Source organism: Mycobacterium pseudoshottsii JCM 15466 (assembly GCF_003584745.1).
In the GTDB taxonomy this organism is placed as follows: domain Bacteria; phylum Actinomycetota; class Actinomycetes; order Mycobacteriales; family Mycobacteriaceae; genus Mycobacterium; species Mycobacterium marinum.
Window position 1 is genome coordinate 681362 of sequence record NZ_AP018410.1, and the last position, 25939, is coordinate 707300.

At 65.4% G+C, this 25939-nt stretch carries 22 protein-coding genes and 2 pseudogenes; 7 read left to right on the forward strand and 17 right to left on the reverse strand.

The genetic code is table 11. The features are described 5' to 3' along the window. Positions 1-49 precede the first annotated feature (49 nt). The gene (locus tag MPSD_RS03150) at positions 50-346 is read right to left on the reverse strand and encodes a hypothetical protein (RefSeq protein ID WP_012392481.1); all 297 of its coding nucleotides are present in this window, start codon (positions 344-346) and stop codon (positions 50-52) included. Between the two features lie 115 nt (positions 347-461). Between MPSD_RS03150 and MPSD_RS03155 the strand changes: the two genes are divergently transcribed. Continuing rightward, positions 462-1232: an isocitrate lyase/PEP mutase family protein gene (locus tag MPSD_RS03155; RefSeq protein ID WP_015354257.1), complete on the forward strand. Its 771-nt coding sequence runs from the start codon at positions 462-464 to the stop codon at positions 1230-1232. A gap of 74 nt (positions 1233-1306) precedes the next feature. Here the strand turns inward: MPSD_RS03155 and MPSD_RS03160 are convergent, their stop codons facing one another. Beyond that, the gene (locus tag MPSD_RS03160; RefSeq protein ID WP_015354258.1) at positions 1307-1765 is read right to left on the reverse strand and encodes an Hsp20/alpha crystallin family protein; all 459 of its coding nucleotides are present in this window, start codon (positions 1763-1765) and stop codon (positions 1307-1309) included. Positions 1766-1980: 215 nt separating this feature from the next. Between MPSD_RS03160 and nirB the strand changes: the two are divergent. Further along, positions 1981-4557: pseudogene (gene nirB, locus MPSD_RS03165) on the forward strand (nitrite reductase large subunit NirB). Between the two features lie 25 nt (positions 4558-4582). Beyond that, the gene (nirD, locus tag MPSD_RS03170) at positions 4583-4939 is read left to right on the forward strand and encodes a nitrite reductase small subunit NirD (protein ID WP_012392485.1); all 357 of its coding nucleotides are present in this window, start codon (positions 4583-4585) and stop codon (positions 4937-4939) included. 136 nt (positions 4940-5075) lie between these two features. Here the strand turns inward: nirD and MPSD_RS03175 are convergent, their stop codons facing one another. The 8 genes and pseudogenes from MPSD_RS03175 to MPSD_RS03210 all read right to left on the reverse strand — a co-directional run bounded on the left by MPSD_RS03175 (position 5076) and on the right by MPSD_RS03210 (position 12438). Further along, on the reverse strand, positions 5076-5531 hold the full coding sequence (locus MPSD_RS03175; RefSeq protein WP_086084863.1) for a TetR/AcrR family transcriptional regulator: 456 nt from the start codon (positions 5529-5531) through the stop codon (positions 5076-5078). Between the two features lie 56 nt (positions 5532-5587). After that, a complete protein-coding gene (locus MPSD_RS03180; RefSeq protein WP_012392486.1) occupies positions 5588-6349 on the reverse strand; it encodes a sirohydrochlorin chelatase in 762 nt (253 codons plus the stop codon). After that, positions 6340-7491 carry a uroporphyrinogen-III synthase gene (locus MPSD_RS03185; protein WP_015354262.1) on the reverse strand — a complete coding sequence of 384 codons (1152 nt, stop codon included), beginning with the start codon at positions 7489-7491 and terminating at the stop codon, positions 6340-6342. Before MPSD_RS03185 ends, MPSD_RS03180 begins: the two co-directional genes overlap by 10 nt. 79 nt (positions 7492-7570) lie before the next feature. Continuing rightward, positions 7571-8975 (reverse strand): annotated as a pseudogene (locus MPSD_RS03190) (nitrate/nitrite transporter). Between the two features lie 229 nt (positions 8976-9204). Then, the gene (locus MPSD_RS03195; protein WP_086084864.1) at positions 9205-9750 is read right to left on the reverse strand and encodes a GNAT family N-acetyltransferase; all 546 of its coding nucleotides are present in this window, start codon (positions 9748-9750) and stop codon (positions 9205-9207) included. A gap of 26 nt (positions 9751-9776) precedes the next feature. Then, the gene (locus MPSD_RS03200; RefSeq protein WP_020785003.1) at positions 9777-10646 is read right to left on the reverse strand and encodes a 5-oxoprolinase/urea amidolyase family protein; all 870 of its coding nucleotides are present in this window, start codon (positions 10644-10646) and stop codon (positions 9777-9779) included. Between the two features lie 15 nt (positions 10647-10661). Continuing rightward, a complete protein-coding gene (locus MPSD_RS03205) occupies positions 10662-11333 on the reverse strand; it encodes a 5-oxoprolinase subunit B family protein (RefSeq protein ID WP_012392491.1) in 672 nt (223 codons plus the stop codon). 112 nt (positions 11334-11445) lie between these two features. Then, complete coding sequence (locus MPSD_RS03210) at positions 11446-12438, reverse strand: ABC transporter substrate-binding protein (protein ID WP_020785002.1); 993 nt, start codon at positions 12436-12438, stop codon at positions 11446-11448. A gap of 253 nt (positions 12439-12691) precedes the next feature. Here MPSD_RS03210 and MPSD_RS03215 point away from each other — a divergent pair, with 253 nt between their 5' ends. Continuing rightward, positions 12692-14089 carry an MFS transporter gene (locus MPSD_RS03215; protein WP_086084865.1) on the forward strand — a complete coding sequence of 466 codons (1398 nt, stop codon included), beginning with the start codon at positions 12692-12694 and terminating at the stop codon, positions 14087-14089. On the opposite strand, the gene MPSD_RS03220 is transcribed toward MPSD_RS03215, so the two are convergent. Further along, on the reverse strand, positions 14090-15352 hold the full coding sequence (locus MPSD_RS03220; protein ID WP_036425865.1) for a DNA polymerase domain-containing protein: 1263 nt from the start codon (positions 15350-15352) through the stop codon (positions 14090-14092). It lies immediately after the preceding gene. Between the two features lie 67 nt (positions 15353-15419). Between MPSD_RS03220 and fadD2 the strand changes: the two genes are divergently transcribed. After that, entirely contained in the window at positions 15420-17093 is a 1674-nt protein-coding gene (fadD2, locus tag MPSD_RS03225) for a long-chain-fatty-acid--CoA ligase FadD2 (RefSeq protein WP_020784999.1), read from the forward strand. A gap of 446 nt (positions 17094-17539) precedes the next feature. On the opposite strand, the gene MPSD_RS03230 is transcribed toward fadD2, so the two are convergent. From MPSD_RS03230 to MPSD_RS03250, 5 genes are all read right to left on the reverse strand, one after another. Further along, positions 17540-18892 carry a WS/DGAT/MGAT family O-acyltransferase gene (locus MPSD_RS03230; RefSeq protein WP_036426971.1) on the reverse strand — a complete coding sequence of 451 codons (1353 nt, stop codon included), beginning with the start codon at positions 18890-18892 and terminating at the stop codon, positions 17540-17542. A gap of 235 nt (positions 18893-19127) precedes the next feature. Further along, positions 19128-21314: an acyl-CoA dehydrogenase family protein gene (locus MPSD_RS03235; protein ID WP_020784996.1), complete on the reverse strand. Its 2187-nt coding sequence runs from the start codon at positions 21312-21314 to the stop codon at positions 19128-19130. A gap of 56 nt (positions 21315-21370) precedes the next feature. Then, entirely contained in the window at positions 21371-22339 is a 969-nt protein-coding gene (locus MPSD_RS03240) for a 2-hydroxyacid dehydrogenase (protein WP_015354270.1), read from the reverse strand. Next, positions 22330-23463 carry an alpha/beta hydrolase gene (locus MPSD_RS03245; RefSeq protein ID WP_015354271.1) on the reverse strand — a complete coding sequence of 378 codons (1134 nt, stop codon included), beginning with the start codon at positions 23461-23463 and terminating at the stop codon, positions 22330-22332. Before MPSD_RS03245 ends, MPSD_RS03240 begins: the two co-directional genes overlap by 10 nt. Position 23464: 1 nt before the next feature. Then, positions 23465-24073, reverse strand: coding sequence for a TetR/AcrR family transcriptional regulator (locus MPSD_RS03250; RefSeq protein ID WP_020784995.1), 609 nt, complete (start codon positions 24071-24073; stop codon positions 23465-23467). Between the two features lie 90 nt (positions 24074-24163). Between MPSD_RS03250 and MPSD_RS03255 the strand changes: the two genes are divergently transcribed. Both MPSD_RS03255 and MPSD_RS03260 read left to right on the forward strand, forming a co-directional pair. Further along, complete coding sequence (locus tag MPSD_RS03255) at positions 24164-24745, forward strand: VOC family protein (RefSeq protein ID WP_086084866.1); 582 nt, start codon at positions 24164-24166, stop codon at positions 24743-24745. A gap of 6 nt (positions 24746-24751) precedes the next feature. Continuing rightward, on the forward strand, positions 24752-25300 hold the full coding sequence (locus MPSD_RS03260) for a hypothetical protein (protein WP_020784993.1): 549 nt from the start codon (positions 24752-24754) through the stop codon (positions 25298-25300). On the opposite strand, the gene MPSD_RS03265 is transcribed toward MPSD_RS03260, so the two are convergent. Next, positions 25254-25910 carry a TetR/AcrR family transcriptional regulator gene (locus MPSD_RS03265; protein WP_188069094.1) on the reverse strand — a complete coding sequence of 219 codons (657 nt, stop codon included), beginning with the start codon at positions 25908-25910 and terminating at the stop codon, positions 25254-25256. The two genes, MPSD_RS03260 and MPSD_RS03265, sit on opposite strands and share 47 nt — an antisense overlap. Between the last annotated feature and the right edge of the window lie 29 nt (positions 25911-25939).

Here is a 25939-nt window from a genome sequence, read left to right on the forward strand (position 1 = left end):
GTCGAAGGGTACACAGATAGAGGACCCTGATTTCGGCGGGGCTTGATTGTCAGTATCTACTGTGACCCCCGACACCTTCGTCGTCGACATCGCGCCAGAAATCGCGGTCATAGTCGGTGTCGGGGATGGCGATCTTCTCGACGGATTGCTGCACCGAAGCTCGATCCAGGTCCAATTCTGCGATATCGGTGTCGAGTAATTGGATGTCGGTGAGGATCCGATCGGCATCGATGACGACGCGGCGCATGCCTGAATCGTCGCCGTATCGCGACTTCAGCGAGGTCACGCACCGCCTCAGATCGCCGATGAGATCGTGCAGTTCGGCGAGTTCGTTTGTGGGGGACAACGCATGCTCCCTACGGGCTGATGGTGTTACGGATCACAGTACGCCCACCGATACTATCCACAGTCTCTGGCAGACGGCAGTCAAGACATAGCGCGGGCAGGAAACCAAGGTCGCCATGCCATCCGAGCAAGGTTTGAATGTCACCGCCGAGCGCGCCCTGGCGTTGCTCGCGCTGCATCAGCCCGGCAACCCGGTGGTGCTGCCGACGGTGTGGGACGCGTGGTCGGCGCGGCTGGCCGCGAACGCCGGCTTCGCCGCCCTGACGGTGGGCAGCCACCCACTGGCCGATTCGATCGGAAAACCTGACAACGAGGGGATGTCGTTCGACGACGTGCTCGCCCGGGTCGCGCAGATCACGGCGGCCGTCGACATCCCGGTGTCGGTGGACATCGAATCCGGGTATGGGCTGGATGCGCAGCGGTTGATCGAGGGCTTGCTGAGCGTGGGCGCTGTTGGGCTGAACATCGAAGACACGGTGCACTCCGAAGGCGCAAGACTGAGGTCTCGCCGCGAACACGCCGAGTTGGTCGGCGCGTTACGGTCGGCCGCCGACGCGGCCGGCGTGCATGTCGTCCTCAACGCGCGCACCGATCTTTTCCTGCGTCGCGACGGTGACCCGGCAGACCGCTTCGAGCGGGCCGTGGCGAGGTTGACCGAGGCCGCGGCCGCCGGCGCCGATGTGCTGTACCCGGTGGGCCGTCACGACCCGGATACGTTGCGGCGGTTGGCGGCGCAGTTGCCGCTGCCGATCAACGCGATCGCGCTGCCCGACCAGGACGATCCAGCCTCATTCGGCCGGTTGGGTGTCGCCCGGATCAGCTTCGGCCCCTTTCTGCAGGCCGCCCTGTCCGGCCGGGCGACCGAGCTGCTGGCCCGCTGGCGCTGACCGGAGTCGAATGCCGCTGACCCGGCGGAGCCGTTCACTCCGCCGGATCAGTGCGCCCAGCGAGCCGGCCGGACCTACTTGGTGATTGCGATGCGCTGCGGCTCACTCGCCGCCGGATCCCGGTAGGCGCCTTGCACCCGCACGGTCAGCACGCCCGCGTCATAGGAAGCCGAGACGGCCTCGCTGGTGACGTGTTCGGGCAGCTGGAACGACCGGCGGAACGATCCGTACCGGATTTCGCGCAACGTGCGGCGGTCGGCTTCCCCAGCTTCCTGGGCGTGCTCGTCGCGGTGTTCGCCGCGAATGACCAGCTCGCCGCGCTCCACCTCGACATTGACGTCGTTTTCCACGTCCACGCCGGGCAGCTCGAGGCGGACCACTGCGTCGTCGCCGTCCTTGACGATCTCCGCGGCCGGATTGAATCCGGTGGCCAGCGGCTTGTACCAATCGGATGCCGCCGCTGGTCCGAAGAAGTCCCGCAGCCAGCGATCGGTGCTCCAGGCCGGACGCGACCACAACGCGAGATTGCTCATGATTTTCTCCTTATGCTTCCGTGTGAGTTAGCTGTGTCCGGCTCCTCGCCGGTCGGCTACTAGCAAGAACATGAGTTGACCACGCTAAAGTTCCACCTGGGGTTTCGCCCAGAGCGAACGGGGTCACACAGTCCGTTGGCAGGTGTGAGCGCCACGTCACCCACGTGTCACATTTGGCGATTTTTCGGTAATTTCCCGCCTCTAGCCTTCATGCCATGGCCCCAGGCGGAACTGTGCGTGCGCACGATGCGAACCCCGGTGTCCCGCGACACGTCATCGTGGTGGGCCACGGCATGGTGGGCCACCGGATGGTCGAGGCGCTTCGGGCCCGCGACACCGACGATCGCTGGCGGGTCACGGTGCTGGCCGAGGAAGCGGATGCGGCATATGACCGCGTGGGCCTGACCTCCTACACCGAAACCTGGGATCGGGCTCAGCTGGCATTGCCGGGCAACGACTACGCCGGTGACGAGCGGGTTCGGGTGCTGCTGAACACGCGGGTCACCGAGATCGACCGCGCGGCCAAGTCGGTGGTCACCGCCGACGGCACGCGACACGGTTATGACGCCCTGGTGCTGGCCACCGGGTCCTACGCCTTTGTCCCTCCGGTGCCCGGCCATGACCTGCCCGGCTGCCACGTGTATCGCACGCTCGATGACCTCGACGCTATCCATGCCTGCGCCGAACGCGCACTGCGCGATGGCCACGGTGGCGCCGGCGTGGTCATCGGCGGTGGCCTACTCGGGCTGGAAGCCGCCAACGCGTTGCGCCAGTTCGGGTTGCAGACGCACGTCATCGAGATGATGCCGCGGTTGATGGCCCAACAGATCGATGAGGCCGGGGGCGCGCTACTGGCCCGGATGGTTTCCGACCTCGGGATCGCTGTGCACGTCGGGACGGGCACCGACTCGATTGAGTCTGTCGAGCATTCCGATGGCGCGACGTCGCTACGGGTGCGGCTGGCCGGCGGCGACGTCATCGACGCCGGCGCATTGATTTTCGCGGCGGGTATCCGGCCCCGCGACGAATTGGCCAGGGCGGCCGGCCTCGCGATCGCCGAGCGCGGCGGCGTGCTCACCGATCTGTCCTGTCAGACAAGCGATCCCGACATCTACGCGGTCGGTGAGGTGGCCGCCATCGAGGGGCGCTGCTACGGATTGGTCGGGCCCGGCTACACCAGCGCCGAGGTGGTGGCCGACCGGTTGCTCAACGGTGTCGCGGAGTTCCCCGAAGCCGACCTGTCGACCAAGCTCAAGTTGCTCGGCGTTGACGTGGCCAGCTTCGGCGACGCGATGGGTGCTACCGAGAACTGCCTCGAGGTAGCCGTCAACGACGCGGTGAATCGCACCTACGCCAAGCTGGTGCTCTCCGATGACGCCAAGACGCTACTGGGCGGCGTGCTGGTGGGCGACGCTTCTGCGTACGGGGTGTTGCGCCCGATGGTCGGCAGCGAGTTGCCCGGCGATCCGTTGGCGCTGATCTCGCCCGCCTCTGGCGACGGTGCTGGTGCCTTGGGCATTGGCGCACTGCCCGATTCGGCACAGATCTGTTCCTGCAACAACGTCACCAAGGGCGAGCTGAAGTGTGCGATCGCCGACGGCTGCGCCGATGTGCCCGCGCTCAAGGCGTGCACCGCGGCCGGTACCTCGTGCGGTTCGTGCGTGCCGCTGCTGAAGCAACTGCTGGAAGCCGAGGGTGTCGAACAGTCCAAGGCGCTCTGCGAGCACTTCAGCCAATCGCGCGCGGAACTCTTCCAGATCATTTCGGCTACCGAAATCCGGACCTTCTCGGGACTGCTACAACGCTTTGGTCGCGGAAAGGGTTGTGACATCTGCAAACCCGTGGTCGCGTCGATCCTGGCGTCCACCGGGTCCGACCACATCCTGGACGGCGAGCAGGCTTCGCTGCAGGACTCAAACGATCACTTCCTGGCCAACATCCAGAAGAACGGTAGCTACTCGGTGGTGCCGCGGGTCCCTGGTGGCGACATCAAGCCGGAGCATCTGATTCTGATCGGCCAAATCGCCCAGGAATTCGGGCTTTACACCAAGATCACCGGCGGCCAGCGGATCGACATGTTCGGTGCGCGAGTCGATCAGCTGCCGCTGATCTGGAAGCGGCTGGTCGATGCGGGCATGGAGTCCGGCCACGCCTATGGCAAGGCGTTGCGGACGGTGAAGAGCTGCGTGGGTAGTGACTGGTGTCGTTACGGGCAACAGGATTCGGTGCAGCTGGCCATCGACCTGGAACTGCGTTACCGAGGCCTGCGGGCGCCGCACAAGCTCAAGCTGGGCGTTTCGGGTTGCGCGCGCGAGTGTGCCGAAGCCCGCAGCAAGGACGTCGGCGTCATCGCCACCGAAAAGGGCTGGAACCTGTACGTCGGCGGCAATGGCGGCATGACTCCCAAGCATGCTCAGCTGCTGGCCAGCGACCTCGACACTGAGACGCTGGTCCGCTAGATCGACCGGTTCCTGATGTACTACGTCCGAACGGCCGATCGGCTACAGCGCACCGCGCCGTGGGTCGAATCACTTGAGGGCGGACTCGATCACGTCCGCGAGGTCGTGTGTGACGACTCCTTGGGCCTGGCCGAAGAGTTCGAAGCGGCGGTGCAGCACCACGTCGCCAACTACAAGTGCGAGTGGAAGGGCGTGCTGGAGGACCCGGACAAGCTGTCGCGGTTCGTCTCTTTCGTCAATGCCCCCGACGCCGCCGACCCGGCAGTGACATTCACCGAGCGTGCGGGACGTAAAGTTCCTGTCTCCATTGGCATTCCGCGGGTCCGATCATGAAGTCGCGAAGATTCTAGGAGGTAGTGTGACACTTCTCAACGACATTCAGGTATGGACCACCGCCTGTGCATACGACCATCTGATCCCCGGCCGGGGTGTGGGTGTGCTGCTCGATGACGGCAGTCAGGCGGCTCTGTTCCGGCTGGACGACGGCTCGGTGCACGCGCTGGGAAACATCGACCCGTTCTCCGGTGCGGCCGTGCTGTCCCGTGGCATCGTCGGTGATCGGGACGGCCGTGCGGCAGTTCAATCTCCGATTCAGAAACAGGCGTTCGCGCTCGACGACGGTAGCTGCCTTGATGATCCACGCGTTTCGGTGCCGGTGTACCCGGCGCGTGTCACTGCGGAAGGCAAGATTCAGGTCGCGCGGTTGGCCGCCTGACCGGGTCTACGGATTTGGGCGTGAGCCCACGGATCCGGGGGTGCAGCCGTGGCGATCCAGCTCACGATGTGACGCCCCATGCGCACGGTCAAGCCCCAGGATGCCCGCCCGATATCGTGGCAGGCGGCTTGGGCGCCTACCCCCGGCTGATGTCGCCGACAAGGTAGTGCTGCATGGTGGGGCCGATGGCGTCCACCAACGCATCCACTGACATTGAATGCATTGGTTCGGAGCGCAACCCGTAGCGCATGATGCCCAAGCCGACCAATTGCGAGGCACATAATGACGCGCGGACGGCGATCTTATCCGCGCCGAGCATTTTGAGCAGTGGGTTGAAGATGGGCCCGATGAACATCGACTGGACGATTTCGGCCATCTTGGCCAGGCCGGTGGAGGCGACAGCGCTGGCGGCGAACGGGCCGCCGCCCGCCGCGTCCCACGTGGTGATCAGCATGTACAGAGTCCGGCGGCCGACCTGGTTGACACTGCCGGCGACAATCTCGTCGATGAACTCCGGTGTGCCGAAGGGCAAACGCAGCAGCTTCGCCACCGGATCGAGGAGCCCGCGGGAGGGCTCTTCGTTATTGGCCATGGTGTCAGGATCACCCGGATATGGTCAAAGATCAAGCATTGTCCACGTCGGCGTTCTCAACCAACAATGCTTTGTGTTTCATGTGATTCGGCTCGGGTGTGCATCGGTGATCGTGGAACCGTAGGCACCGCAGCCGAGATGGCGCTGTGGAACCGCGTCGCGATCAGTTCGGCCAAGCCGGGGTGGTTGCCCAGCGGCGGGGTCACCACGTCGGCGCCGCAGGCGCGCAGCCGCTCCTGGAACAGGCCTTCGGCCAGCAGATAGGAGACGACCACGACCCGGCGGGCCCCGTTGCGCCGCGCGGCGCGAACAGCGGTGCGGAGGTCGGGACGGCCGGTTGCGGCAAACCCGAGGGTCACCGGTGAACCGGTAAGTGCGCACAGGAACGCGCGCGCCGTGCGCAGGTCGTCGAGCGCCCGTCGATCCGATGTCCCAGCCGCGGCCAATATCACCGAATCATCCGGGCGCCAGCCGGATTCCAGCAGCTGCTGGATGAGGATTCTGGCGATCTCTCGGCTGGGGCCCAGTGCCGGGGTGACGGTGACGTCGGGGTGGCCACTGGCCGCGACGTGCGCCGGCAGGTCGATGCGGACGTGGTAGCCGCGGGACAGGAAGGCGGGTACCACGATTGCCGATTGCGCCGAGCCCCGTCCCGGCGCAGGTCGGCCGAGCACTTCGCTGGGTGTGGGACCCAACACGTCGACAAACGCCACCTGCACGGTCTGCTTCAGCAGCGCGCTCACCCGCGCCGCCAGGTCGCCGATCATCGCGACACCGGCCGGCCGGCGGGTGCCGTGCGCCGTGAGTATCAGGTGCATGCGGTGTCGTCCTGGGTGTCGAGCGCCAGCCGGTAACCACGCTTGACCACCGTCGCGATGATGTTTTTGTCGCCCAGCGCCGTGCGCAGCCGCAATACGGCGGTGTCTACCGCGTGAGTGTCGTCGCCGTTTCCGGGAAGCACATTCAGCAGCTCGCTGCGGGCGACGACGTCTCCGGGGCGCTTGGTCAAGGCGCGCAATATCGCCATGCCCGACCCCGACAGTGTCTTGATGGAGCCATCGACGAGCACGCAGGTTCCGCGGATGTCGACGACGTGGCCTGCGGCGTTCACGGTGCAGGAGCCAAGTAGCGGAAGTTCCTCGGCGATATGACGGGCCAAGGCGCCCAGCCGCATTCGCTCCGGCGATGAGGTGGGCACCCCCTTGCGGATCAAGGGGCGAGAGGTGACGGGGCCGACGCACATCGCGTGTACGTCGTTGCGCAGCGCCTCCAGCAGTTCCTCTTCGATATCCAGCTTGCGGCCACGCTCGAGCACCGCGGCCGCGGCGGGCGCAGAGGTGAAACTCACCGCGTCGAACTGTCGCCGGGCGATCTCGGTGACCAATTGGTCGAACGCGCCGCCCAATGGCGTTGGCTTCCAGCGGTACACCCGAATGGGCACCACCTCGGCCCCCGCCGCGCGGAGGCCGCCGACAAACTCGGGGAAGGGATCCCAGCCATCGGCCGCGCCGTGTAGCTGAATGGCGATCCGCTGACCGGCGACCCCGGATTCAAGCAGGTATTCCAGAACTTCTTGCGAGGATTCCGATTCTGGCGACCATTCTTCGCGCAAGCCCGCCGCGCGTAGCTCGCTGGTCGCCTTCGGTCCGCGCGATATGGTCCGGCCTACCGACAACGCATCAACGAGTTCGCCGGCCAGCCCCCACCCCTCGGCCGCGGCTACCCAGCCCCGGAAACCGATACCGGTGTGGGCCACCAGGATGTCGGGTGGGTTGGCGATCAACGCCTCCGTATTGCCCTGGAGTTCGTCGTCTTCGGGCAGCGCGATCATGTTGATCGCAGGGGCACTGCAGACGTCGGCACCGTGGCGGCGCAGAAGTGCGCACAACTCCTCGGCCCGGCGAGAAGACGTCACCGCAATCCGGTAGCCCCGCAGTGGCTCAGATTTTTGCTGGGCCATATGTCGTGTCTAAGCGTGTGAGGTTTCGGATGCGTTACCAAGCAATTGCTGCCCGCATTGCCCACCCCTGCGACCCCAGTCACACTCGGGCCAGCCGGGATCCGGATGCCGTCCCCGCGGTACCGGCGACCGGGACCGCTCGGCGCCCGTATCTCGACCAGGTCAGAAGCGCGGCGCCGACGTAAAACAGCAGGAAGACCCAATAGGCGGAGGTGTCTGTTCCGGTGCTCAGATAGGACTGTCGCAGCGCCAGATTGATGCCCACGCCCCCGAGGGCGCCAAAGGCGGCGACAAATCCGATCACCGCTCCCGACATGGCCTGTGACCAGCGGCGTCGCTCGAATTCGGTGATCTGGTTCCGGTGGCTGAGCGCCTCGAAGACCGAGGGGATCATCTTGTATACCGAACCGTTGCCCAGGCCGGCGAGCGCAAAAAGGGCCAGGAAGCCGCCGATGTAGCCCGCCGTCATCGCCACGGTGGCCGGACCTGGGGTGTGGTCGCCGTGGGTACTGATGGCCACCAACAGCCCGGTAAACAACGCCATCGTGATGAAGACCGCCAGGGTGACCCGGCTGCCGCCGACCCGATCCGCCAGTCGGCCGCCGTAGATCCGGGCTAGCGAGCCCAGCGCCGGCCCGATGAAGGCGAACTCGGCCGCGTGCAGGGCGGCCTGTGCGTGGCTTTGTCCGCTACCGACGAAGTTGATCTGCAGCACCTGGCCAAACGCGAAGGAGAACCCGATCCAGGAGCCGAAAGTGCCCAGATAGAGCAGGGCCAGTACCCAGGTGTCGCGCTGGGTGAGGATGGCCCGCAAATGGCCCACGTCATAGGTGGCGTGCGCCAGGTTATCCATCTGGCGGGCCGCTCCGACGGCGACGACCGTCAACAGCAACAGATACAGTCCACACACCCAATACGGCTGGTGATAGCCGGCGATCGCGATCACCAGCAGCCCCACCAGCTGAATCATGGGGACGCCGAGATTGCCGGCGCCGGCGTTGAACCCGAGAGCGAAGCCTTTGCGCCGATGCGGGTAGAAGGCGTTGGTGTTGGTCATCGACGCCGCGTAGTTGGCGCCACCGCATCCGGTCAATGCGGCGCATGCCAGATACGGCCACAGCGGCAACCCCGGGTGGCTCAGCAACCAGATCGTGCCGATGGTGGGAATGGCCAGCACCGCAATCGAAAACACGGTCCAGTTCCGGCCGCCGAAGGTGGCGATACCCAGCGAATACGGGATGCGCAGGCAGGCCGCAACAAAGGTGGCTGTGGCGCCGAGCAGGAATTTGTCCGCAGCGGAGAAGCCGTAAACGTCGTAGGGCATGAACAGCACCAACACCGGCCAGAGCGTCCAAACCCCAAAGGCGACGTGGTCGCTATGCGGTGATCCACAGCAGGTTGCGGCGAGCGACGGCGTGGTTGCTGGCCTCCCAAGCCTGGGCGTCTTCGGGATCCCAGTGCTCGATCCGATGGTTGCGGTTCATGTTGGCGTCTGCACCTTTCGCCGACGGTGGCGCCGCTTTTCCGGCAAGCATGCGTTGAGAAGTCAGGCGAGTCTCGAGATGAATCACGAATGAAGAGGCATGCGCCACCGCCTGTTTCGATGCTCACATCGATCATGCAAGCCGGTCAACTCGAAGGGGTGGATATGGGCTGAAAGTTGAATCGCAGTTATCTGAAAACTGGCTGGCAGGAAGGCGCGGCGCCGAGGTATTACCAGACGTCTCCCGCGCGCCAGTCGCACATCAATTCGGCGGAGGTGTCCAGGCTGGCATCGACCGGCAGCACAAACACGGTTCCGTCATCATCGGGTGTGGGAATGGGGCCGGTGGGGGACAGCACCGATGTCGGGCCGTGCCACGGCAACCAGCCTCGAGATGTGTACAGCCGGCGGGCGCCCGCCGAGGAACTGAGCGCCCCCAGTTCGTAGGCGCCACGAATCACTTGCTCGGTGGCGTCCAACACCGCAGTCGCCAGTCCTTGGCCACGCCAATCCTCTCGCACCGCAACACCTTCGACATAGCCACAACGCAGGGCGCTACCGCGGTAGATAAGGCGCCGCTGCACCACGGCGCCGTGCGCGATGATCGCGCCGCGATGCCAGATCAGGGCGTGCATACCGCCCAGGGCGTGTTCCCAATCGTGATCGGTGAAGTCGCCGGCAAAGGCGGCGGTGACCATCTGGCGAATGCCCTGACGCGTCTCACTGTCCAGATCGGCGGTATGGACCAGCCGAGCCGTGTGAACCTCGGTATGCACTATTTCTGTCTACCAGTGCCCGCGCGTCAGCGGCGAGGGCGTGCCCAGTGCAGCCATACGTGCTGACCGGGCCGCACCTGGGCCACCTTGTCGATGTCGTCATCGATCACCACACCCACCACCGGGTAGCCGCCCGTGATCGGGTGATCGGGCCCCAGGATCACCGGTAATCCGTTGGGCGGCACCTGGATTGCGCCGCGAGTGGTCCCTTCGCTGGGCAACTGGCGGTCTGGATTGCGGTGCGTCAGCGGGCGGCCGACCAATCGCGTTCCCACCCGGTCGCTTTGACCGGAGACCACCCAGTCGGTGTGTACCAGCGCTTCGGGATCAACGAACCAGTCATCGCGCGGTCCCGGTATCGCCCGCAGTTCGACCACCCGGTCGGCGATGGCGGCCACCGGCGCCTGGTCGAGTTCCGGATAATCCTGCGAACGGTCGCCGATCGGCAGCACATCCCCGGTCCGTAATGGTGCCGGGCCGATTGCCGACATCACGTCATAGCTGCGTGAACCCAGCACGGGGGTGACGCTGATACCACCGCGCACCGCTAGATAGGTACGCAGTCCCGCATTGGGAGTTCCCAGTGAGATTACCGAGCCATCGCGGACATGATGAATGCTGTTGGTGCCGAACAACGTTCCGTTGACGGTTGGGTCGGTGTCGGCTCCGGTCACCGCGATGTCGATGTCGCCGCCACGAACCCGGGCCGAAAAGCCTCCCAGCGTGACCTCGACGGTCGCCCAGTCGTCGGGATTGGCGACCAAGCGGTTCGCCAGCGTGTGCGAGCGACGGTCGGCCGCCCCGGACCGCCCGACTCCCAGGTGGCCCAGACCGGCCCGGCCGAGGTCCTCGACGATGGCCAACGGCCCGCTGCGCAGTATTTCCAGGGTTATCACGACAGATCCTCCTCGCTACGCCGGCCGGAACTGTACCCACATGCCCTGGGTGAGCAGGGCCGGGTTGGGCCGGTCAATGTCCCACAACACCGCGTCGGTATGGCCGATGATCTGCCACCCGCCGGGGGAGTGCCGCGGGTATACCGCGCTGTATTCGCCTGCCAGCGCGACCGACCCGGCCGGCACCGAGGTCCGCGGCTCGGACCTGCGGGGCACCTGCAGCCGAGGATCGCCGCCGATGAGGTAGGCAAACCCGGGCGCGAATCCGCTGAACCCGACGCGCCACCGGGTGGCGGTGTGGGCGTGGATGACCTGTGCGGTGGTCAGACCGGTATGGCTGGCGACCTCGGCAAGATCGGGGCCGTCGTAGATGACGTCGATGACCGGCGCCGGCAGCGGTTCGCCCTGGTGCTCGGACGCGAGCAGGTCGGGGTCGACGGGCAGCCGGCGTATCCGCTGCCGGGTAACCCCTTGGAAGCGGGGACCGGCGAGCTTCACCAACACCGTGCGGGAGGCCCCGACGATGTCGACCACGCCGGGCAGCGCAGCGGCGCGTAGGGTCTGCGTCCACGCCAAGACCTGCGCGGTGCTGTCACACTCCAGCATCAGCGCTTGATCGCCGTAGTCGAAAATGTTGCGCGTCACCATGTCCGCCGCAAGCTCGGTTGAGATATCGGTCACACTCATTCTTCGACGTTAGCCCCGGATTCGGCGGTGGGCGAGAAATTTTCGAGCACTGCCAGAAGGGCCTTAGCGGATGCTCAGACCCGCGCGGTCGGTGGCCGAATAATCGGCAATCTCAGCCCAATACCTTCGCGATCAGCGCGGGCAATTCGTCGGCCACCACGGGATAACTCAGGGGCGACGCAAACGCGATCGCGCCGGCCTGATCGCCGGTGGTGAAGACATGGCGTTTCTGCTCGGTCGCCGCTGATGCCGCAATCTCGGGGTCGGCCAGCAACGCCTGTTCGTCTTCGGGGCTCTCGGTCAGCCAGATCAGCACGTCGGCGGAATCGAGCACCTCCTTGATGTGATCGCGCGGGATCACACCGCGTTGATCGACGGCGAAGGGTTTGATGCCCTCGGAGATGACCAGACCCATCTCGTTGAGAAAGTCGGTCCGCCAGCCGGCCATCGTTGCGATGACATTGCCCTGCCAAAGCCGCCCCTGCAGTAACAGTGCTTTTTTGCCCATCCATTGCGGATGCTGTTGTGCCACAGCGGCGAACTTCTGGTCGACGGCGTCGATCAGGGACTTCATCTGCGCCCTCTGAAACACCGCCTCACCGACTGTGCTGGCCTGCAGCTTCCAGGGCTCGAAGAACGCGTCACCGCCCGATTGCGGGATGGTGGGGGCGATCGCAGACAGCTTCTGATAGGTCTCGGCGTCGACTCCGGCGTTGATGGCCACAATGAGATCGGGTTTGAGGTTCGCGATCTGGCCGACCTGAATCCCGTCGTCGAGGCTCAACACCACCGGCTGTGCCGCGCCGAGTTTGGGCTGCGCCCAGGGCCACACCGCGAACGGCTGGTCCCCGAACCATCGGGTGACGGCGATGGGCACGACCCCCAGCGCGAGTAAGTCGTCTTGTTCGGTAAAACCGGCGCTGACCACGCGCTTGGGCGGCTCCTTGATGACGGTCTGGCCGAACAAGTGGGTGATGGTCACCGCCCCGGTATCAGCGGTGCCCGCCTGCGGCTTGGATGACGAGCACGCCGCGACCCCGCTGGCGAGCAGCCCTGTGGCCGCCGCGACCTGCAGGAATCCGCGCCGACTCCATCCCTGTTGCATCGCGTGAGATTATCGCGTGCCTGACCGTCACCCCGCCACAGCACCGGCTGGTGCACGCTTGGCCGGGGCACCGCGCGTGCGTGGGTGCGGCGATTTTTCTAACAGCGGGGCCGCGACCGTTGTGATTTTTGCGTTGCGACGACGTAACTGCGACCACCTAGTTCGGTAACAGCCCGTCGTTAGCGTCGACTCGTTCGTGCGTCCTCGGCCCATTCGGCCGCGGATTGGCCGCTCTCTTGCACAGGAGACGTAGATGACCATCACCCCGGTACGCCAGCACACCGCACCGTGCGAGCAGCACGTCGGACGCCACTGGATTCATGACTGGCGCCCCGAAGATCCCGAATTCTGGGACACGATCGGCCGGCCGATCGCCCGGCGCAACTTGGTTTTCTCCATCTTCGCCGAGCACATCGGGTTCAGCGTGTGGATGTTGTGGAGCATCGTGGTCGTGCAGATGATGGCCGTTGGCGCACCGGGGCATCCCAGCCATCCCGCCGCGTCGGGCTGGGCACTTTCGCCCAGCCAAGCCCTGTGCCTGGTCGCTGTTCCCAGCGGTGTCGGCGCACTGTTGCGATTGCCCTATACCTTCGCGATCCCGGTTTTCGGCGGCCGCAACTGGACGACCATCTCCGCAAGCTTGTTGGTGATTCCCTGTCTGCTGCTGTCCTGGGCGGTAAGTCACCCCGGCATACCCTTTGTGCTGCTGACGCTGATTGCCGCGACCGCCGGTGTGGGCGGCGGCAACTTCGCCTCGTCGATGGCCAACATTTCGTTCTTCTACCCCGAGAAGGACAAAGGCTGGGCACTGGGCCTCAACGCGGCCGGAGGCAACATTGGCGTCGCGGTAGTGCAAAAGATCATCCCGCCGATCGTGGTCGCCGGTGGCGGGATGGCGCTGGCGCGGGCCGGATTGTTCTATGTGCCGCTGGCGGTCGTCGCCGCGGTCTGCGCCTTTGCGTTCATGAACAACCTCGCCGAGGCGAAGGCCGACGTGAAGCCGGTTTGGCAGTCGCTGCGCCACGCCGACACCTGGATCCTGGCCCTGTTGTACATCGGTACCTTCGGATCCTTCATCGGCTACTCGGCGGCGTTTCCGACACTGCTCAAGACCGTCTTCGATCGCGGCGACATCGCCTTGGGCTGGGCCTTTCTGGGGGCGGGCATCGGATCGGTGATCCGGCCGCTGGGCGGCAGGCTGGGCGATCGCGTTGGCGGCGCCCGCGTCACCGCGGTCAGCTTTCTGATGCTCGCGATCGGGGCGGCCGCCGCGCTGTGGTCGGTGCAGAACGTCAACTCGCCGCTGTTCTTCGCCAGCTTCATGTTCTTGTTCGTGGCCACCGGCATCGGAAACGGATCGACCTATCGCATGATCTCGCGGATCTTCAAGGTCAAAGGTGAGCTCGCGGGCGGTGACCCCGACACGATGGTGCAGATGCGTCGCCAAGCCGCCGGTGCCTTGGGCGTCATCTCGGCGGTCGGCGCCTTCGGTGGGTTCCTGGTGCCCCTGGCCTACGCGTGGTCGAAGGCCCAGTTCGGCAATATCGAACCCGCGCTGCGCTTCTATGTGGTCTTTTTCCTCGCGCTGCTATTCGTCACCTGGCACTGCTACCTACGCAGCAAGACTCCGATGGCGCAGCTAGGGGTGTGATCAGCCGTCGGCTCCGGGCCTGCCCCGGCCATCGGGGGGCCGGTAGCCGTGCCACGGGTTGTACTCGGCGATCAGCTCCTCCTGCGGGGGACGCGCCTCGGGCGGTATGTGCTGCAGGTTGATCCGGATGCGGTACCAGATCGAGCTCGGCCCGCGCATGCCGTCCACCAACACATCGGCGGGTTGCAGCCGATCCGCCACCGCGGGATGGCGAGCGCGCCAGGTGTCCAGGGCGGCCATCGCCTCGTCCTTGGTCTTGGTGCGGGCGACTTCGATCAGCGGCATGCTCGGCTGCCGGCGGCCATCGCTGCGCTTGCCCGCGCCGGCGGGAGCGCGCTGGGGCGGGCCCAGTTCCTCGGCCAGCATCAGCAGCCGGTCCAGCGCTCCCACGGCGCCGTCCATGCCCGACCACGGGTCGCCCAATTCTGCGAACCGATCGGGGACGGTGTCGAGGGTGAAGTCCTGCGGATCGCAGTCGGCCACCTCGTGCCAGTGCAGCGGCGTGGACACCCGGGCGTCGGGGTTGGCCCGCACCGAATAGGCCGAGGCGACCGTGCGGTCCTTGGCGTTCTGGTTGAAGTCGACGAACACTCCCTCGCGTTCCTCCTTCCACCAACGGCTGGTTGCCACGCCGGGCATCCGCCGTTCGACCTCGCGCGCGACGGTCTGCGCGGCCAGCCGAACCTGGGAAAACGACCACTGTGGCGCGATCCGGGCATAGACGTGGAAGCCCCGCGAACCAGAGGTCTTGGGCCAGGGCGTGAGCCCATAATCTTCGAGCACTTCGCGGACCACTTGCGCGACGTCGAGGATGCGGCGCCACTCGACACCGGGCATCGGGTCCAGGTCGATCCGTAGTTCGTCGGGGTGATCGAGGTCGCGGGCAAGCACCGGATGTGGATTCAGATCGGCGCAGCCCAAGTTGATCGCCCAGGCCAGTCCCGCGGCATCGTGGATGACCGCTTCCTGGGCGGAGGTGCCTGACGCGTAGCGCAGCTCGGCAACGTCCACCCAGTCGGGGCGGTTGGTGGGGGCGCGCTTCTGAAACACCGCTTCCACGTCGATCCCTTTGACGAAGCGCTTGAGCATCATCGGCCGGCCGGCCACCCCGCGCAGCGCGCCATCGGCCACCGACAGGTAATAGCGGACCAGATCGAGCTTGGTGCGGCTCGGCCGGTCGCCCTGGCCGGGGAAGACCACTCGGTCTGGGTGGGTGATCTTGACCTGCCGACCGGCCAACTCCAATGACACCGGGCCGGTCATGGGAATCAATCGTAATTCCGATGCACTCTATGGTCGCGGTGCGACCGGCGTCACATATGGTGAACTTATGCCTAACCTCAGTGACCTGCCCGGGGTCGCAAAAATTCAGCAATACGTCGACCGCGGGGCGGCCGAACTGCACTACGTGCGCAAGATCATCGAATCAGGTGCGTTCCGGTTGGAGTCGCCGCTGAACTACGCCGCGATGGCAACCGAAATCGCGAAGTGGGGCGAGTTCGGCATGCTGCCCTCGTTCAACGCCAGACGTCATCCGCACCGCGCGGCGTGCATCGACGAAGAGGGCGAATTCACCTACCAGCAGCTCGACGAAGCCGCCCACGCCGTGGCCAACGCCCTGCTGGCCAAGGGGGTATCCGCCGGCGACGGGGTCGCCATCCTGGCGCGCAACCACCGTTGGTTTTTGATCGCCAACTATGGCGCTGTCCGGGCAGGCGCCCGCATCATCTTGCTCAACAGCGAGTTCTCCGGCCCACAAATCAAAGAGGTCTCGGAGCGCGAAGGCGCCAAGCTGATCATTTATGACGACGAGTACACCGGCGCGGTCAGCAAAGCCGAGCCGCCGTTGGGCAAGCTGCGGGCGCTGGGCGTCAACCCCGATTCCGAGGAGGACTCGGGCAGCACCGACGAAACGCTGGCCGAACTCATCGCCCGCAGCAGCACCGCGCCGGCGCCCAAGGCCGGCAAGCATGCGTCGATCATCATTCTGACCAGTGGCACCACCGGCACCCCCAAGGGCGCCAACCGCAGTACCCCGCCGACGCTGGCGCCGGTCGGGGGCATCTTGTCGCACGTCCCGTTCAAGGCCAACGAGGTGACCTCGCTGCCGGCGCCGATGTTCCACGCGCTGGGGTACCTGCACGCCACCATCGCGATGTTCCTGGGCTCGACGCTGGTGTTGCGACGCAAGTTCAAGCCGCAGCTGGTGCTCGAAGACATCGAGAAGCACAAAGTGACCGCCATGGTCGTGGTGCCGGTGATGCTGTCGCGTCTTCTCGACGCGGTCGAGAAGATAGACAAGAAGCCAGACCTGTCCAGCCTGAAGATCGTGTTCGTATCCGGCTCCCAGTTGGGCGCCGAACTGGCCAGCCGCGCACTCAAAGACCTCGGTCCCGTTATCTACAACATGTACGGCTCGACCGAGATCGCATTTGCCACCATCGCCGGGCCCGAGGACCTGCAACGCAACGCCGCGACGGTGGGACCTGTCGTCAAAGGCGTCAAGGTCAAGATCCTCGACGACAACGGCAACGAGGTCTCGCAGGACCAAGTCGGCCGGATCTTCGTGGGCAACGCCTTCCCCTTCGAGGGCTACACTGGTGGCGGCCACAAGCAGATCATCGACGGTCTGATGTCCTCAGGTGACGTCGGCTACTTCGATGAGCACGGGCTGCTCTACGTCAGCGGTCGTGACGACGAGATGATCGTCTCCGGCGGGGAAAACGTGTTCCCGGCCGAAGTCGAGGATCTGATCAGCGGGCATCCCGACGTGGTGGAGGCCACCGCGCTCGGCGTCGACGACAAGGAGTGGGGCGCGCGGCTGCGCGCGTTCGTGGTCAAGAAGCCCGACACCGACCTCGACGAGGAGACCGTTAAGCACTACGTGCGCGACCACCTGGCCCGCTACAAGGTGCCCAGGGAAGTGATCTTCCTCGAGGAGTTGCCGCGCAACCCCACCGGCAAGATCCTCAAACGCGAGCTGCGTGAGATGGAGATCGAGTAGCCGGTCACTGGCTCCGCAGTTCATCGCTGCCCGTAGCGGCTGCGCTAGTTGTCAGGTGGCGGTGTTGGTGACGACCGCCTGGTATCGCCCGGCCGTCGGCGACATCCCCACCGGCATCGCACCGGGCGGTCGGTGTCCACCACCACTAACTGCCCTGCACCTACGAAGTGCCTTCCGGTTCGAGAACCTGAGCCGCCGCAATCCCACGAATTCCCTGCTGGACAGACACTTCCGTGCATCTACAGGACGACGACCTCAATCACCGGTGAACAATCCGGGGCGGGGCACGTCGATGCCCAGTGCTCGGCTGAGCCGGGGAGGCGCCTCGCTTTGGAAACGAGGACGGAGTCATGCCGAATTCATCAGTGATCGACTCATTCTTGCTTGCCTGTCTGACGATCCGTGATGAGCAGTTCGCCGGGCCGCGCCACGCTGGCAGTGAACTTCTAGAGTCCGACGGCCTGTTCCAGGCCATACAGTGACGTCTCCAGGTGTAGCAGGAGTCGCTGCAAGTGCGGGGCACTGCGACGGCACCCGACTAGGCCGAATTCGAGCGTGCCGGCGTTGCTGAGCAGAGTGATGCTCAGCGCCTGACCGTCGTGAGCGATCGACAGTGGATAGATGCTGTCCAGCCGGGCTCCGTGCCAGTACATGGGTTTGGTCGGTCCCGGCAGGTTCGACACAATGACATTGAACGACGGCTTTGTCCATGGGACGAAGCCCGGAACAGCTGTCAGCGTCAAAGGCGCCATATTGAAGGCCCACAACGCTTTTGCCTGCAGCGGGGACAATTCGGAAAATGCCTTCTTGTTTCGGCGCATCGACTGACTGATCATTTCCAGTCGTTTCGCCGGATCCGTGGTGTCGGTCGCGAGACCGCAAAGCACGGTCCCGACCATGGTGCCGCCGGAGTCATCGGTTTGCGAACGCAGGCTAACCGGGACCAAGGCAACTAGCGGCGCATCCGGTAGCGCATTCTGCTCGAGCAAGTACTGGCGCAGCGCACCGGCGCACATTGCCAGCACTACATCGTTGATGGTGACCCCCGCGCATTTCGCTACGGCCCGGAACCGATCCAACGACCATGACTGCGCTGCGCATCGGCGCGCGCCGCCGACCTTCACGTTGAACAGGGTGCGCGGAGCCCCAAATGGCAGGGTCAACTGCTGCTCAACCAGCGCAGCGCGGATCAAGGACACTGTCGATGGACCGAGTGCCATCAGAGATCCCGCCGTGTTGGCCAGCGATCCCAGCCTGGAAGAGCCAACCGCGTGATCCGGCTGCGGGGGCAGATTCCATGGTGCCCGCACTTCGGTGTCGCGAGGGTCATCCGAAAGTGCGCGCTGCAGCAGCATCAATGCCGAGGCACCGTCGAGCAGGGCATGGTGGAACTTGGAGTAGATCGCGAACCGGCCGTCTGCCAACCCGTCCACCACGTGCATTTCCCACAACGGGTAATGGCGATCGAGCAGGTGGCTGTGTAGCTGAGAAACCAATTGGAGCAACTCGCGTACCCTCCCGGGATGCGGAAGCACCGAACGCCGCACGTGATAGTCGGTATCGATCTCGTTGTCGTACTGCCAGCCCAGGTTGGTAATACCGCCCAACAATGTTGCGGGGTGCTTGCGGAATGCGGGTTGTCCCTCTCGATTTGCCGCCAGGCATCTATAGATCTCATCGACAAATCCCGGACCGGCCGCGTCGGGAGGATCGAACAGCTGCAAACCGGCCACATGCATGGGGTGCTCGCGGGACTCGGTGAACAGGAAGGACGCATCGGTCGGCATCATCAATTCCATCGAAGTCATTAGACAGCGGGGGCCCATGGCGAGCAACCGGCCTCGATGAAACTGTCGGCGGATCCCACAGCAGAGATCGTGAAATGTGCGGCGCACAACAGGCCGCCGCCGGCATCTTCATTTCATGGCGACGTCGAGTTGCTGGCTGAACCTGATCGAGCCTTGGTTCAAGGAACTGGCCGGTGCGCGAAGCCCGCCGCGGATCGAACCGAATCGCAGACAGACCGCTTGCGGCTTACGGGTCGCGGGGCAGGCCCAGCAGCCGCTCGGCGATGATGTTGAGCTGCACCTCGGAGGTGCCGCCGTAGATCGTGGTGGCGCGACTGGATAGCAGGTACTCGCCCCACTTACCGGCCAACTCGTCGGTGTCGCCGATCGCGGCATCCGTGCCGAACGACGACACGGCGAACTCCGCATAGCCCTGACCGGTGCGCATCGACAACAGCTTGGATATCGCCGCCGACGGCATGGCGTCCCCACCCGAGAGGGTCAACAGGGTGGAGCGCAGGTTGAGCACCTTGGCGGCGTGACCCTCGGCGATCAGGTGTCCGGCGCGGTGCTGGGCGACCTGATCGAACTGGCCGTCCCGGACGAACTCGACGAACTGCGGCAAGGTGGCCAGGAAGTTGTTGTCGGTGCTGCCAATCGATACTCGTTCGGCGGTCAGGGTGTTGCGGCTGACTTCCCAGCCCCGGTTGACTTCGCCCAGGACACACTCGTCCGGGACGAACACATCGTCGATGTAGACGGTGTTGAACATTTCGTGGCCGGTCAGCTCGCGCAGCGGCTTTACCTGTACGCCTTCGCTTTTCATGTCCAGCAGGAAGTAGGTGATGCCGTTGTGCTTGGGTGCGTTCGGGTCGGTTCTGGCCAGTAGCGCGCCCCATTGCGAGTACTGAGCGGCGGTGGTCCAAATTTTCTGTCCGGTGATGCGCCAGCCGCCGTCTACCCGTGTCGCCTTCGTGCTCAGACCGGCCAGGTCCGAGCCGGCGCCGGGCTCCGAGAACAGCTGGCACCAGATCATCTCGCCGCGGAAGGTGGGCGGCAGAAATCGTTGCTTCTGCTCTTCGGTACCGAACGCCACGATCGACGGGAGGATCCACGCCGCGATGCCGACCTGGGGCCGTTTTACCCGACCGGTGCTGAACTCCTGGGCGATGATGACCTGCTCGACCGGGCTGGAGGCCCGTCCCCAGGGCTTGGGCAGATATGGCAGCACCCAGCCGCCTTCGGCGATCGCGGCCTTTCGGGGCTCCCGATCCATCCGCTTGAGGGCCTCCACATCGGCGCGAATCTCGGCCCGCAGCTTCTCGGTGTCGGGATCCAAGTCGATGTCCACCGCTCGCATGCCCGTGGTGGTCGCGGTGTCCACCACCCGCTGCGGGTACTCGACGCTGCGGCCGAAACAGGCCGCCAGCATCAGGGCCCGGCGGTAGTAGACGTTGGTGTCGTGCTCCCAGGTGTAGCCGATGCCGCCGTGCACCTGTATGCAGTCCTGGGTGCAGCGCTGGGCTGCGGCCGGTGCCAGTGTCGCGGCGACGGCCGCGGCGAACTCGATGTGCGGGCTGTCCTCGTCTAGCGCGCGGGCCGCGTCCCACACGGCGGCGGTGGCGCGCTCGGTGTCGGCGATCATCTCGGCGCATTTGTGCTTGATCGCCTGGAACTGGCCGATCGGCCTGCCGAACTGTTCGCGGATCTTGGCGTAACCCGACGCGGCATCGGTGGCCCAGCGGGCTACACCCACCGCCTCGGCCGAGAGCAGGGTGGACATCAGCGCGTGGGCGGTGGTCATGCTCAGATTGCTCAGCACCACGTCATCGCCAACCTCGACGGCGTTGGCGCGGACGTGTGCGACGGGGCGCAGCGGGTCGAGGCTGCGGACCGGTTCGATTTCAAGTTGCTCGGCGCGCAGCACCACCCACTCGTCGCCGCTATCGATGGCGACCGGCAGCACCAGAATGGAGGCCTGGGCTGCGGCTGGAACCGCGCGGACCTCGCCGCGGATGACCAGCACGCCACCGTCCTCTAGCCCCTGGCGCGTTGCGGTGAGCCCCGAGTCCAGCGCGTAGGCCGCGATGGCGGCACCGCTGGCGAGTTCGGAAAGCACCTTGGCCTCGGGGTCATGCACCGAAATCAGTGCGCTGGCGATCGCCGACGGGACGAACGGACCGGGGACCGCCCCGTAGCCGAATTCGGCCAGCGCCACAGCCAGCTCGAGGATCCCGTAACCCTGTCCGCCGACGGACTCGGCGAGATGAACACCCTGCAAGCCTTGTTCGGCCGCCGCTTGCCAGTAGGGCGGTGGATTCTCGACCGGAGTTTCCATAGCCGCGTGCAGCACTTCCGACGGCGCCACGCGCGCTACCAGTGATCGCACCGAATCGGCCAGGTCCCGATACTCAGGGGTTATCGCGATCGGCATTGCTCACCTTCCCTTGCTTTATTGCTGAACCGCCATATCGGCCAAGCACCTCCAAGCTAACAATCGGCTTGGCAGTTGACCGCATTGGCTAGTGACAGGCCGTCGCGCAGGCTGCGGCAGTTGTCGACGGCCTCGGTCAGATAGCGCCGCATGGTGTCGACGGTGTACCAGGTGACGTGGGGGGTGAGCACCACGTTGTCCAGGCGCAGCAACGGATTCTCGGGCACCACCGGCTCCACGGCGAACACGTCGAGCCCGGCGGCGGCCAGCGATCCGCTGCGCAGCGCGTCAACCAGGGCGTCTTCGTCGACGACGGCGCCGCGAGAAGTGTTGATCAGCAACGAATTCGGCTTTATCCGGGCCAGGGCGTCGGCGTCGAGCAGCCGATCGGTGTGCGGCGTCAAGGGCAGGTGCAGCGAGACGATGTCACTGGTGGCCAGCAGTTCGGGCAGGGGCCGCCAGCCGGGCCTCCCGTCGTCTCGGGTGCTGGTGTGCAGCACGGTTGCGCCCATCGCGGAGACTATGGTGGCCACCCGCTTGGCGATGTTGCCGTAACCGATCAGTCCGACGGTGCAACTGCCGATGTCGCGCACCGATTCGCCCAGTTGCGGGTCGGTTGGCCAGCCCCGTCCCTGCCGGGTCGCCGCGTCGAGCTCCGGCAGCCGGCGCAGCGCCGCCAGCATGAGCAGCACCGTGCCCTCGGCGACCGAAGGCGCGTTGGCGCCGGGCATGTTGGCGACCGCGATGCCGTGCTTGGTCGCGGTCGCCACGTCGATCGTGTTCACTCCGGCGCCGAGCTTTTGGACCAGCCGCAACCGCGGCGCGCGTTGCAGGTCGGCGCCCGAGAGTGGACGCAAGACGTGCCAAATTACCTCGGCGTGGTCCAACTCCCGATAGAAGCCACTGTCGTCGTCTTCGGCGCACCACCTGATTTCGAGCCAATCGCGCTGTGCGGCAACAAATTCAAGTACTTTCTCGCCGGGCACGAAGTGGGCCAGAACTCGTAACGGCTGGTTCACTGCCACCGCTTCGCTATCCAGTTTGTGATGGTGTCGGCTTGTTCGTCGCGTGCGCCGGGGGTGGTGAAGTAGTGGTCGGTATCGATGGAGGCGCGTGCTTTGTCCGTGCTGGCGAGCCCGTCGTAGATGCACTGCGCGTCGGAGGGGAACACTCCGGTGTCGGCGTCGGCATTGATCACCAGGGCGGGACACGTGATCCGGGCTAGGTGCGGTGCCGCCCGGGTCTGCGCCACCCGCAGGCTCCACATGCCCAGCCAGTTGCGCAGCGTGCAGGCCGCGGCGATGCCGCGCGCTGAGCGGTTTGCCCGCACCGGTTTTCCGGCGTAGCACAGATTGGGCTCTCGGTTGGTTGGTTCGATGCTGGCGTCGACCATGCGCGGATCGGCCCAGGTGCGCATCACGGTGAATGGCCGGTCGGAAAATCCCGCGGCGCGTACGCGTTTGAGTTCGTCCTCGGCCCAGTCGGTGATGCTCTCGTTGCGCGCCGCCTGCGCCGCCCGGTAGCGGCTGAGGAACTCTGGGGAGTATGGCGGCCCGTTGCGCTCGTTGAACAGGTCCAGGTCGGGATCGGTTGCAACGGGGTCGTTTTCGTCGATGACGGCGGCGTCCATCCAGGCCGTCAGCACTTCCGGGCGGCCGGGATGGGCGGCGGTGGCCACGTAGCCGTCCGCGGTGGGTAGTTCGTTGACGCCGGCCGCCGGGCGCGTTCCCGCCAGCGGCGTTACGTTTGGATCCACCGCCTGTGACTGATAGGCGGCCATCAGCGACCCGCCTCCGGAGTTACCCAGCAGCACCACCGTTTCCGCGCCGGCGACCTCGCGCAGCCAGCGCACCCCGACCCCGATGTCGACCAGCGCGTGGTCCAGCGCAAAGTTGCTTTCGAAGCCGCGAAACCTGGTGTTCCAGCCCAGGAACCCGATGCCGCGGGCGGCCATGTAGTCGGCGAGGTAGTGCTCGGAGAAATCGATCTGGTAGTGCGTGGCGATCATCGCCACCGTTGGCCTGGTTCCGGCGGCACGGTGATAGAGCCCTTGGCACGGGTGTCCGCCGGCACCGGCTCGTCCGGCGGTCGGCGAACTCAGCCCGACGAACTCGCGGTTGATCTCGGGCGTGCCGGTTGCAGCGGACAATTCAGGAGACCTCCACGCCGTAGATGGCTCGGTAGTAGATGTTGGCCAGGGTCTGGATGCAGGCCAGGTCGTCGGGTTCTTTGGTGCGAGACCCGCTGAGCTGGATGTAACAGAACTGGTTGAACATTGCCACGATCGCCTCGGCGACCAGCTGCGGGTCGTCGCCCGGGCAGTAGCCCTCGGCCTGGGCGCGCTTGACCGTTTCCTTGATGAAACTGATGGGGATTGCACACATATCGGCCCACTGTTGGGCAAAGTCCTCATTGACCATGGCCAACTGCGACACGCCGACCATCTCCGCGAGGCGGTTGCGATAGGTGTTCCAGTGCGCGGCGGCGGCTTCATAGGCGCGCTCCCGATTGGAGAGACCGTGGCTGGTCACCGACAGCGCCCGCTGGTTGACTTCATCGCGAAACCGCAGTGCCCACTGGCGGACCATCGCTTCTTTGGAGTCGTAGTAGTTGTAGAAGGATGCCGCCGAGCGGCCGGCCTCGGCGGCGATGTCGGCAATCGTGGTGGCCAAGATGCCCTTGCGCGCAATAACCGTCCGGGCGGCGGTGTCGATCGCGGCCTGCGTCTGGCGTCCGCGGTGCGTCGGGAACTCCGGCACCTGGCGTACCTCCTCTGGAACAAATCTGAATCTGATGTTAGATTCAGATTTGAATCGTGGCCAGGCCACGCACTTGATCGGAGTCAACAGATGATCAAGCCGCACAACACCAATACCGAATTCGAGTTCGGCGGAATCAACCACGTCGCGCTGGCCTGTTCGGACATGGCTCGTACCGTGGACTTCTACAGCAACATCCTCGGGATGCCGCTGATCAAGTCGCTCGACCTGCCCGGCGGCCAGGGCCAGCACTTCTTTTTCGATGCGGGCAACGGTGACTGCGTCGCCTTCTTCTGGTTCGCCGACGCACCCGATCGCGTCCCGGGCATCTCGTCGCCGGGGGCCATCCCCGGCATTGGCGACATCACCAGCGCCGTGAGCACCATGAACCATCTGGCCTTTCACGTACCGGCGGAAAAGTTCGACGCCTACCGGCAACGGTTGAAGGACAAGGGCGTGCGGGTCGGCCCCGTGCTCAATCACGACCACAGCGAGTTCCAGGTGTCGGCGACGGTGCATCCGGGGGTGTACGTTCGCTCCTTCTACTTCCAGGATCCCGATGGCATCACGCTGGAATTCGCCTGCTGGATAAAGGAGTTCACTGCCGACGACACGCCGGCGGTGCCCCGCACGGCGGCAGACCGGCGGCCTCCGGTGGCAGCGGGGCACTAGGTAAGCGTGACCGACGCTATCTTGACCGACGATCAGATCGCGGCACTGAGCCCGCAGCAACGGCGTGATCTGATTTCCTGGCTGGAACGGCCGCTTGGCGAGTTGGTGGACCCGACGATCCTCTCCCGGACTCGTCGTATCCGACTGCGGCTCATCATCAGTTGCGCGCTGGTGCTGATCCCGTGGACGGTATTTCTGGGGCTGACCTTGCCGGGCAACTACGTGGCGCACAACTGGCCGGCCACTTGGGTGGGCTTCGACATCCTGTTGGTGGCCTTCATGGCGGCTACCGCGGTGCTGGGCTATCTGCGCCGCCAACTGCTGCTGCTGACCGCTTTCACCACCGGTGTGCTGCTGATCTGTGACGCCTGGTTCGATCTGATGACGGCGGGGCCCAGCGACCGCTGGTGGTCGGTGGGGTCCGCGCTGTTCATCGAGCTACCGATAGCCGTCGTGATGATCACCGGGGCGCAACGCATCATGCGACTCACGCTGGCGCGGCTGTGGCTTATTGAGCCGGGGACGCGGCTGTGGCACCTGCCCTTGTTCCCCTGAGGCCGTAAAGCCTGGGATCGGAGAGTTCATCGAGCAGCGAAGCCAGCTGGTCGACGAGCTGGCCGGGCTCGAGTTCGACGTCGCCCTCGATCCAGGCGCTGATGGTCTGGGCAACGCCGCCGACGATGAAGTGCGCGCCCACCTTGATCCGGTCGTTGGCCGGGATTCTGAGCGCATCGCCGGCATGCTGGCCCGACAGCATGGCGAACAGTGCGCTGGATTCGGTGCGCTTGCGCACGACCACGGGATTGGCCAGGTGGGTGCTGAAGAGCAGCCGCCCGATGCGGGCGTCACCGACGATGGTGCGCACAATTTCGGCGATCCCGGCGCGGGCCTGCTCGGGAGGGGGCACCGTCGCAACCGCGGCCTGGATGGTGGTGGCCAGATCGCCGACCACCCAGTCGAAGACCCCGCCGATGAATTCATCCTTGTCGGGGAAGCTCTCGTAGAAATAGCGTGCCGACAGGCCGGCCTGGCGGCAGATGCCCCGCACCGTTAGCTCGGCGATATCGCGATCGCTGGAACCGAGCAGTTCCAGCCCGGACTGGAGTAGCTGGCTGCGGCGAGCTGCGAGCCGTTCGGTCGCCTCCACTCCCCGGTACGGACGCATGCTTGGGGCGCTGGACCCCTCGGTATTAT

Coding starts and splice junctions, on each gene's coding strand:
- MPSD_RS03215 (WP_086084865.1), top strand. CDS start 12,692: ATGACCATCACCCCGGTACGCCAGCACACCGCACCGTGCGAGCAGCAC.
- MPSD_RS03235 (WP_020784996.1), bottom strand. CDS start 21,314: ATGCCGATCGCGATAACCCCTGAGTATCGGGACCTGGCCGATTCGGTG.
- MPSD_RS03180 (WP_012392486.1), bottom strand. CDS start 6,349: ATGCACCTGATACTCACGGCGCACGGCACCCGCCGGCCGGCCGGTGTC.
- MPSD_RS03155 (WP_015354257.1), top strand. CDS start 462: ATGCCATCCGAGCAAGGTTTGAATGTCACCGCCGAGCGCGCCCTGGCG.
- MPSD_RS03265 (WP_188069094.1), bottom strand. CDS start 25,910: ATGCGTCCGTACCGGGGAGTGGAGGCGACCGAACGGCTCGCAGCTCGC.
- MPSD_RS03255 (WP_086084866.1), top strand. CDS start 24,164: ATGATCAAGCCGCACAACACCAATACCGAATTCGAGTTCGGCGGAATC.
- MPSD_RS03160 (WP_015354258.1), bottom strand. CDS start 1,765: ATGAGCAATCTCGCGTTGTGGTCGCGTCCGGCCTGGAGCACCGATCGC.
- MPSD_RS03175 (WP_086084863.1), bottom strand. CDS start 5,531: ATGGCCAATAACGAAGAGCCCTCCCGCGGGCTCCTCGATCCGGTGGCG.
- MPSD_RS03210 (WP_020785002.1), bottom strand. CDS start 12,438: ATGCAACAGGGATGGAGTCGGCGCGGATTCCTGCAGGTCGCGGCGGCC.
- MPSD_RS03220 (WP_036425865.1), bottom strand. CDS start 15,352: ATGACCGGCCCGGTGTCATTGGAGTTGGCCGGTCGGCAGGTCAAGATC.
- MPSD_RS03205 (WP_012392491.1), bottom strand. CDS start 11,333: ATGAGTGTGACCGATATCTCAACCGAGCTTGCGGCGGACATGGTGACG.
- MPSD_RS03185 (WP_015354262.1), bottom strand. CDS start 7,491: ATGGCCCAGCAAAAATCTGAGCCACTGCGGGGCTACCGGATTGCGGTG.
- fadD2 (WP_020784999.1), top strand. CDS start 15,420: ATGCCTAACCTCAGTGACCTGCCCGGGGTCGCAAAAATTCAGCAATAC.
- MPSD_RS03230 (WP_036426971.1), bottom strand. CDS start 18,892: ATGGAATTGATGATGCCGACCGATGCGTCCTTCCTGTTCACCGAGTCC.